Annotated in this window: 10 protein-coding genes; all 10 read left to right on the forward strand. The window is 62.9% G+C overall.

What is annotated here, in order from left to right:
* Positions 1-377: 377 nt before the first annotated feature.
* The 10 genes from ACJH6H_RS29205 (at position 378) to ACJH6H_RS29250 (ending at position 9,205) form a co-directional block, all read left to right on the forward strand.
* A complete protein-coding gene (locus ACJH6H_RS29205; protein WP_212812527.1) occupies positions 378-1,469 on the forward strand; it encodes a site-specific integrase in 1,092 nt (363 codons plus the stop codon).
* 333 nt (positions 1,470-1,802) lie between these two features.
* Positions 1,803-2,009: a helix-turn-helix domain-containing protein gene (locus ACJH6H_RS29210; RefSeq protein WP_212812526.1), complete on the forward strand. Its 207-nt coding sequence runs from the start codon at positions 1,803-1,805 to the stop codon at positions 2,007-2,009.
* The gene (locus ACJH6H_RS29215) at positions 2,006-2,329 is read left to right on the forward strand and encodes a DUF732 domain-containing protein (RefSeq protein ID WP_212812525.1); all 324 of its coding nucleotides are present in this window, start codon (positions 2,006-2,008) and stop codon (positions 2,327-2,329) included. Before ACJH6H_RS29210 ends, ACJH6H_RS29215 begins: the two co-directional genes overlap by 4 nt.
* A 142-nt stretch (positions 2,330-2,471) precedes the next feature.
* A complete protein-coding gene (locus ACJH6H_RS29220; protein WP_212812524.1) occupies positions 2,472-4,409 on the forward strand; it encodes a hypothetical protein in 1,938 nt (645 codons plus the stop codon).
* A gap of 1,048 nt (positions 4,410-5,457) precedes the next feature.
* Positions 5,458-5,706 (forward strand): WhiB family transcriptional regulator, encoded by a 249-nt coding sequence (locus ACJH6H_RS29225; protein WP_212812523.1) that lies wholly within the window; start codon positions 5,458-5,460, stop codon positions 5,704-5,706.
* 67 nt (positions 5,707-5,773) lie between these two features.
* Positions 5,774-6,544: a hypothetical protein gene (locus ACJH6H_RS29230; protein ID WP_212812522.1), complete on the forward strand. Its 771-nt coding sequence runs from the start codon at positions 5,774-5,776 to the stop codon at positions 6,542-6,544.
* A 292-nt stretch (positions 6,545-6,836) separates the two neighbouring features.
* Positions 6,837-7,379 carry a class I SAM-dependent methyltransferase gene (locus tag ACJH6H_RS29235; protein ID WP_244872975.1) on the forward strand — a complete coding sequence of 181 codons (543 nt, stop codon included), beginning with the start codon at positions 6,837-6,839 and terminating at the stop codon, positions 7,377-7,379.
* Positions 7,380-8,042: 663 nt separating this feature from the next.
* Positions 8,043-8,429 (forward strand): hypothetical protein, encoded by a 387-nt coding sequence (locus ACJH6H_RS29240; protein ID WP_212812521.1) that lies wholly within the window; start codon positions 8,043-8,045, stop codon positions 8,427-8,429.
* Positions 8,429-8,833, forward strand: a complete 405-nt coding sequence (locus ACJH6H_RS29245; RefSeq protein WP_212812520.1) for a hypothetical protein — start codon at positions 8,429-8,431, stop codon at positions 8,831-8,833. The genes ACJH6H_RS29240 and ACJH6H_RS29245 overlap by 1 nt, the downstream gene beginning before the upstream one ends.
* Positions 8,834-8,866: 33 nt before the next feature.
* A complete protein-coding gene (locus ACJH6H_RS29250) occupies positions 8,867-9,205 on the forward strand; it encodes a zinc-ribbon domain-containing protein (protein ID WP_406776334.1) in 339 nt (112 codons plus the stop codon).
* Positions 9,206-9,263 lie beyond the last annotated feature (58 nt).

A 9,263-nucleotide genomic window follows, 5' to 3' on the forward strand; every position in this document is an offset into this window, starting at 1 on the left:
CTACATCGCCCGATCCCTACTCGAAACCGGCGGATTCAGACCCCAACTACACCGTCAATCATGAAGAGCCAGATTTGGGCCGGCTACGTCGGACCGGATAGGTAGGCCGTTTGGGCGATCCGTTAGAGCAACCTTCAAAAGCACCGCCTAGCAGCTGTTTTAGTTCCGCTAGTTAGAGTGCCCCCGGCAGGATTCGAACCTGACGAGACACCCTTAGCTGTAACCGGCTCTATACTGGGGTTTATGGGCGTTGAACAGCCAATATGATCGAAACTCGGCTACGAATTTGTGTAGCGCTTCCGGGCGTTGCGTAAGGTTGATGTTGCACGTTTATCGCACCGAGAAAACCGGTCTGGGGTCGAAGGGAAGGCGCGCATATGGCACGCAAGCGGCGCGGATTCGGACGGCTTCGCCAACTACCGTCCGGACGCTGGCAAGCCGCCTACATCGGACCTGACGGCAACCTGCACAAGGCGAAGCGCACGTACGCCACAGAGACCGACGCCGAAGGCTGGTTGGCGGATGAACGCCGCAAGATCGACCTAGAGACGTGGGGCGCCGTCGAACGGTCGGACGGCATCACGCTGCGCGCCTACGCCGATCAGTGGATGGAGTTGCGCACGCTGAGGCCGCGGACGCGCCAGCACTACCGCTCGATGCTGAATCGGCTCATTTTGCCGACGCTGGGAGACGTCAAGCTGGTGACGCTCACCCCGGCCCGCGTGCGCCAGTGGCACGCGAGCCTGGGCGCCACCCATTCGACCCGCAATGCCCACGCTTACGCCCTGCTGCACGCGATCTGTTCGACCGCCGTGCAAGACGAAGTGCTCGACGCCAACCCGTGCCGCATCCGGGCTGCGATGCAGACCAAGCGGAAGCGGGATGTCGACGTGCTCACCCCGGCTCAGGTCGACCGGCTAGCCAGTCTGATGCCTGAACATCTGAGCGCCAGCGTCATCATGGCGGCCTGGTGTGGTCTGCGGTGGGGTGAGACATCTGAGCTACGGCGGAAGGACGTCAACGGCGATGCCAGTGTTTTGCGCATACGGCGTGCCGTGACCTACCGAAAAGGCGCGTTCGACGTCGGCGAGCCGAAGACGGCGGCGGGTATCCGGGACGTCGCGGTTCCGCCGCACGTCCGCCCTGTCATCCTGGCGCACCTGAATGACCATGTCGCGGCCGCGCCTGAGTCGCTGCTATTCCCGATGCCGGACGGCGGACACATGCACGGTGACAACTACCGGCCCTTCTGGGAGAAGGCACGCGAGGGTATAGGCAAACCGACACTGCGTGTCCACGATCTGCGGCACGTCGGCGCGGTGCTAGCTGCACAGTCAGGTGCTACGACGGCCGAGCTGATGCACCGACTTGGGCACACAACGCCCGCAATGGCATTGCGATATCAGCATGTCGCGGAAGGGCGAGACGCCGAGATTGCCGAACGTCTATCGAAATTGGCCGCGGGGTAAGGGCTGACCGAGCCCGAAAAGTTGCTCAGCGGGTCGGTGTGCGCTCAGTCGCACCCGGCCCGTTGTGCTGTCTGCACGGGAGACGATTTGTCGCGACTATCGCAGTGGCGCCTCGCGGTGCCTCGGGTATGTTTCGCGACGTCTGGGCGATCCAAATAGACCCTTAAAGCTATTGCGACACAACATGAATCAAACAACAGAAACGGTACGAAACGTTCGGCGTTTCGCCCGCCATTGGTGCATCCTGCGCCTTATGAACACAAGGATGCCAACCAGTGCGAGTTGTAACCGACGTCGCACCGGCGTTTACCGCGTACCTTCGGCGGACACGGCATGAAAGCGCCGAAGATGACGAATGCGGTTGCGCGCCAATGGATAGGTCTACCGGAAGCCGCCGAGCTGTGCGGAGTCCACTATCGGACGCTGCGAAAATGGATCGCCGAGGGCAGGTTGAACGCGGTTCGGGTCGGCCCCAAGTTGCTGAAAGTCGATGCAGCAGACCTGGATAAGCTAATGAAGCCGGTTGGTGGCGCAGTGTGAAGCGGCGTAGCGCGTGGCTGGCCATAGCGACTGCTGTCATCCTGACACCGGCAATAGCGCACGCCGACACAGGAAGCACCGACCTTGACCGGCTTATCAACCTGCTGCACGCCGATGGGCTGACGCGGCTCACTTCACCGAACGATGTTCGCGCAGCGGCTGTTTCAGCGTGTGTGCTGCTGGAGGCAGGGTGGAGTGAGGACCGCGTGGTGTCGGCAGCGATGGTGTCGGCGTCGACACCGGAGTGGGTCACTCGCGACGACATGGCTGCTGCCGTGTCCGACTTCGCCGAGGTCTACTGCCCGGACGCGGCCGGGTGAGGAAAGCGAAAAGGCCGCCCCGGACCAAGGGACGGCCTTCCCGGACAACTACGGACCAGACAACAACAACGCGCTCAGTCTACCGCGATACAAGCCGGGGCAGTCGGCGTGTCGGGCGTATTTACAAAGGGGCGCAGTAATTTTGACCAACTTGAGTCAAGACCCTAACGAGACGCCGGCGGTTCCGCTGACGACGATCCATGTCAATCCGGAAGACCCAGACCTACCGGCGCACGGAGCCCGCGGCGTCCGGGATGAGAGGTCGTTCCTGCAACGCAAGGCCGAGCGCGACGCCGCAAAGGCGGCATTGGCAGCGGCAAACGGTGATACCACGTACGAGTCGGCGTGCTCGGACATCCCACCACCGTCGCCACCTGTCGACCGGCCGCCGACCGGTGGGTACCGATCCCCGGACGACCCGTACGTGGTGCGCGCGATGGAGCTGGAGCTAGCCGAGCTGGCCAGCCTTGCTTCTGACTCGCACCGGCGAAACAGCACGCTCAATACCGTCGCCCTGAAGCTGGCCAGGCTGAGCGTTCCGCGCGACCAGCTCCGCGCCGAGCTGATCAAGGCGTGCAACGCCAACGGCCTGGTGCGCGACGACGGAATGGGCTCGGTGCTCAAGACGATTCGGTCGGCGTTCGGCAAGGCCGACCGTGAGGGACAGCGCGTGGTGCCGGACATGGAGCCACTGGGCACCGTCACCGAGGTCGACCCGTCGGCAATCGTCAGTGAAGGCCAAGAATCTATCCGCGAATTGCCGGACGTAGCTCCCATCACGCTCGACCAGGCGCACGCGGTGTCCCGAAAGTGGTTAGGTGAGGACTACGACACAGACGCCCAAGACGCGGTTCTGGCCGCTGCCGCGGCTGAACGACTGCCTGGTGATCCGTTGTGGTTACTGGTCATTTCGGGCAGCGGCAACGCGAAGACTGAAACCGTGCAGGCGCTCGACGGTGTCGACGCTGTGGTTATCAGTGCGATCACTTCGGATGCTGCATTGCTGTCGGCGACTCCGAAACGCGAGCGCTCCAAGGGCGCAACGGGTGGCTTGCTGCGGCGCATTGGCTCCCAAGGCGTACTGGTGATCAAAGACGTGACTTCCATCCTGTCGATGAACCGTGATCTTCGTGCGAAAGTGCTTGCCGCTCTGCGTGAAATACACGATGGCAGATGGTCGCGTGAAGTCGGCACCGACGGTGGCAACGTCTTGCATTGGAGTGGCCGAATCGTGGTGATCGGTGCTTGCACGACGGCGTGGGACAGCGCTCACTCCGTCATTGCTTCGATGGGTGACCGTTTCGTACTTGTCCGGATGGATTCGACCACGAAACGGATACAAGCTGGCCGGAAAGCGATTGGTAACACCGGCCACGAGGTCGACATGCGGGCAGAGCTGGCAGAGGCCGCGGCCGGTGTCATCGCCGGGATGAATACCGACCCTGTCAGCCTGTCCGAGGCTGAATCGGAAGTGCTGCTGAACGCCGCCAACCTGGTGACGCTGACCCGTACCGCCGTGGAGTACGACTATCGCGGCGACGTGATCGACGCGCACGCCCCGGAAATGCCTACTCGGTTCGCCAAGCAGTTGGCGCAACTGGTCCGCGGCGGGGTGGCTATCGGGATGGATCGCACGTCGGCGCTGCGGCTGGCCATACGGTGCGCGCGGGACTCAATGCCGCCGCTGCGGCTAGCCATCTTGGATGACCTGGTCGTGCATCCTGATTCGACCGCGACGGACATTCGCAAGCGATTGAATAAGCCGCGAGCGACGGTGGATCGACAGTTGCAAGCGCTACATATGTTGGGCGCGCTCGACTGCACCGACACCGAGACCCATCGGGGCGGGCGGTTTGTCACGACCTGGTTCTACCGACTGGCCGACGACATCGAACCATCGGCGCTGGACCCCAGCACGGCGGTACCAGATTTGTCGGTCCAGATGATTCCGGTGCCAGATTTGTCACTCCATATCCCTAGACCCCCAGAAGAATTGGGTAGCAGTGAGGGCGAAGACGGTTCCGAGCTATGGGCATCAACTAACAAATCTGGCACCGCCCTGGATGGGGCGGACTCATGAATGTCACTGACATCACTGGGCGCGCCCACAGGTCGGGTTCCGACCCCCGATGGCTGGCCGACTTCATCGAGCAGACACCCGGCGGCGTGCGACCGAAACAGGCCGAGGCGCACGGGGCGAGACTCGGCCACAACAGAAACGCCACCTACCGAGCATTCCGCCGCCTGCGCCGGGCCGCTGTCGCCCGCTCGGTCAGTCGGCACACGTGGCCGAACACGACGACTTGGCTACCGGCCGAGGCCGACGCGGAAGCCACGCGATGAACGCACCCGTCCACCTCACCGAGCTATGGCCAGCCGAAGACCCGGACTCGGCACCGGTGCCGGACCAGGTATGGCTACTCGGCCTGATCGCCGAGCACGGCGGCATCCGGCCGCGTGACGCAATCGGTTTGGCCGCCGAGCTGGGCGCCGGTGCGTCGGCCGTCCGCCGTTGGTATCGCGACTTACTGAGCGCCGGACTAGTGCGGGCTGATCCTGACCCCGATGACGGTCGCGGAGTGGTCTGGCGTTTGGCCACAGCCCCACGGCTTGGCCCGACAGCGGCCCGCAGGAAGGTCGAACGCACCGGTGCCCGATTAGAGGCCACCACCGACAGCCACAGAGACGACGGAGGACCGCATGATCACACATCAACACCTGACCGACCGACTGCCCAACGGATACGCGCTGGTATGTGTTACCGAATCTGGGACGTGGTGGTTGCTCGACCCAGACCAACTCGGAGTTACTGAGCCGGAATTCGGTGCCGAACTGGCGCAACCCCATGAAATCGGCGGATCACTGCCACCCGTTTACCGCGACCGGATCGCCAAGGCGTTCGCCAACCCGATGTGTCTGCGCCGACGTGCCGATGGTCAACGGTGCCGTAAACGCGTTGCTAGTCCAACGCAGCCATGCCGACACCACGGAGGCGCGCCATGTGCGTAACCGAGAACTGCGATGGAAAGCCGCACGCCCGCGGGTTGTGCAAGCGCTGCGTTGACAAGGGGCGCAGCCGGTCCGGTGCCGTTGTGGCCAACAGGAAGCCGCCCGCGTTGCCTGGGTGGATGGAACTGGTAGGCAGAATCCTGCGCGGCATACCAAGGTTCGGCGGCGTCGCTGCGTGTTCCCAAGTCGAGGCAACGCTATTCGACGGTGAGTCTGCCGAAGACGTCGCAATGGCGTTGTCGATCTGCGATACCTGTCAAGTCAAGGCCGAGTGCGTGGAATGGCTTGCTAGTCAACCGCGATCGGTACGACCCCGGGGTGTGATCGGGGGTGTCTATCGCAAAACCACTGGCGATAATGCGGCCTGACTGTCGATCAACGGTAAGATCAAAACCCAAGGTGTGCAGCATCTTTCATCCTAAGGGAGGTAGTTCAATGGGAATCTTGAACGTTTTTGACCCGCAACCGAGTGAGGGAGCCCGCGACGCAGGGCCACTAACCCCACTGGTACCGCCAGCGCCGACCTACGGCACACCTGCCGAGAAAGCCTGGCAGCGAGCCAAGTATGTCCGGGAACAGCACGGCAAGCATCTTGCTTCCGTTGTCGACTGGGAGAAGCGCGAGGAAGCGAAGCGACCCGTTACGGCGATGACTGACGCACAGCGCGAACTTCACACCCAAATCGACACAGCGTTGCGCCGAACTTTCGAGGAAACGGGCGCTGCAAAGGATCTTGAAAGCAGTGCCGCGGAAATGTCCGATCAACTCACGCAAGCGCAGGACCGCGTCAGGCAAGTGCGGGAGAGGATGACGACAGCCGGTGACGACACAGCATCCGAACTCCGCAACGGCCGCGCATGGGATCGGGTAGTCCGGACACTTGACGCCAAACCCGAAGGTGCCTTGGTCGCGGCGGCGACTGATGTGCTGATGAAAGCCAAGGTGAGCGAGTTGCCAGTTCTCGCTGACGAGATACCTCCTTACCTGGCGAGTCGCGGCGCACCAACTGAATTCGTTGACGATGTCCTTGCTCGGCGTGACCCGGAATACGCCGCCGCGGTCTGCGACGCCCGGCTTGCTGCAAAGCAAAAAGCTGTGGCCGACTGGAACACGGCGAAGCTACGCAAGGAAATTCAGGGTGGGTACCAATCTGAAGTGCCATTGGTCGACCCGACCAAGGTCACGGCGCAGGTATACCGCGGCTGACAACTCCGACGAAAAGGATTGGGGCTCTTCCGTTGTAGAGGATGGTCGCTGCCCCAAAGCGCGCCGGTCGTACGGGACCGCGCAGCGCGGACACGCACCCGGGGCCGAGGTTCTTTGCCGAAGCCGTGAGAGGTCCGGATCGGCCCGGGTGCGTTGTTCGCATCACAACGCGAAAGGGCGTCGAACGTGAACCAAACGCACGCCGAAATGTTCTACCGCGCCGGAATTGCACCGTGGGACATCGGCGAAGCGCAGCCCGTGATCCGCCAGCTTAGCATCACTTCCCGGTGTCATCACCGGAGATGTTCTAGACCCGGGGTGCGGATCAGGTTGGCACGCCATCGAGTATGCCCGGCATGGCTGCACGGTAACCGGCTACGAACTCGCGCCAACGGCAATCAACCGCGCGCGGATGAATGCGAAGAGGTCCGGTGTATCAGTAACTGTCGCTCAATGCGACGTCACCACGATGAGCGATGGTGGACAGCGCTTCGATACCGTCGTGGACTCGAAGTGCTACGACAACCTGCGGCCTGATCAGCGCCCTGCGTACGCGACCGAGCTGCACCAGGTGACCAGACCTGGCGCACGGCTTTACTTATTCGCTTTCGGACCCGGTGAGGTCAACGGCTATCACAATCATGATGTGAGCGACGTGGTCGACGTTCGGACCGTGCTGCCTGAATGCGGTTGGCGCATAAGCTATATCGGGACCACCATGTATCAGTTGCGAACGGACTACTGGCAGCCGCATTGCTCACAATGCCCTCCGGTTGTCCGCGGCGACCGATTGGCTATCCCCATGATTGAAGTCCACGCCGACCGGGTCGGATGATGACCCTGGCCGAAAGTGATACCCGCCCAAGACCACCCCAAGGGCCACAAGCGCGGGTATCAACGCCTATGCGTTCGGGGTCCGAAAGAATTCCCCGGCAACAAACGCGACTCAGATTGGCTGTTGCCGCGCAACTCCGTGTGACTGGCGAATTAACCCGGGACAACGGCGGAGCCATTCAGCACACGTCGACAACCGGCGAAAGCGTCGAATGTCGTTAGTGCTGCGCGGCAATTTCGCTGGGCAGGTTGGCCGCGCTCGGCCGCCCGGTCGGTCTACTGAATGGCTGAACGACCGAAAGAGGAGGTCAATCCGGTACGCGGCACGTCATCGTCGCGATTCGCGACGCACTGGACAGACACAGCCACGCTGGCTAAGCACAGGCTCGGCCGAGGTCCATTGCCCCAACAGCTACGGCATCGGTCCTGGCGCGGCCGACCTCACCCGCAACTGAACATGCCTGGCGCCCATCAGGTAACGACGACACACCCTCCGACAGCTCCGCTGAATCGTGGGTGGTTGCCATTCGCGGCACTCCGTATGCCCTGGTCGAGACCGGGGCCGGGGGGAGGCCCCCCACCCCTTTGGACGCCACCGGCCGACACTGCTGATTTGGACGGCTGATCGAACAAAACATTGGTACGCACGTACTAGAATGACCACATGACCAGCGGAAACAAACCGCAGGCGGGGCCGGAATTGGTTGCCGCGGTAGCCGCTGATGCGAGGGCCGCAGGGCTGGAGCTGGACGCCCGCGAGTCCGATCTACTGCAACGCGCCGGACGGGCCGCCGATGTCGTCGCGTCGCTGGAAACGATGCTGACCAAGACCGGGCGCACCTTCACTGATAAGGATGGCGTGGTTCGGCCGTCACCGCTGTTGGCCGAGGTTCGGCAGCAAACGCTGATCATTGCGCGGTGCCTGGGCGGTATCTCGCTGGAGCCTGGTAAGGCGGTCGACACTGCCAAGAGTCGGGCCGGTAAAGCGTCGTGGGCGGCGCGTAACGGCTCCGGAGAGTATCGCGGCGCTATACCTCGGACAGCGAGCTGATGGCCCGCCCGAAGCGACTACAGAGCGACTACGCGCACCTTCCCGGCCTGCGCGAGCATCTGCGCGAATCCTTCGCGCGTGACGCGGAGTGCGACCCGCGGTTGTATCTTCCGCCAACCGGTGAAGACCGCCAGGCGAGCAAGGTCGAAATGGCGCGACTTAGCGAGACCTCACGGGTGTCGCAATCGGCCCGCCGGATGCTGCGGATGCTGGACGACGGAGAGGCCGTCACCGTGCCGTCGTGGTACGTCGGCGGCAATTACTACCCCGGAGCACGCCAGATTCCGTGGATCGCGGACCGGAGCACTCCGTTTATCACCGTCGACCGGTTCGACCGAGTGACCCCGATGCCGCCATTCGGCCGGGCAATACCGGGGGTACGCACTACGTCACCTGACTGCTGAGCATTGTCGGTCGGGTGAAGCAGAATCGGTCCTATGGCCACCATCTTGAAGCCGAAGCCCGGTGAATCGCTGGCTGAACTGTGTCCCGGGATCGCCGAGGAGTGGCATCCGACTTTGAACGGCGAACTAACTGCTTACGACGTGCGGCTCGGTTGCAACGCTGAAGTGTGGTGGCTGTGCTCCACGTGTGGCCATGAATGGCAGAACAAGGTGTACGCCCGTGGGACGCAGGGCCGAGGATGCCCGCCGTGCGGCATCGCGCGTAGGACAGCATCGGCGGCGAAGCCCAAACCCGGTGAATCGCTTGCCGAAGCCGCTCCGCACGTAGCTGCCGAATGGCATCCCACGCTGAAGGGTCTGCTGCACGAATAGGTGACATCTGAGTTGGCTTGCCCAGCATGGGCGGGCTGGAAGGATGTCCCCATGGCAA

The organism is Mycobacterium sp. SMC-21 (genome assembly GCF_045310825.1).
Classification (GTDB): domain Bacteria; phylum Actinomycetota; class Actinomycetes; order Mycobacteriales; family Mycobacteriaceae; genus Mycobacterium.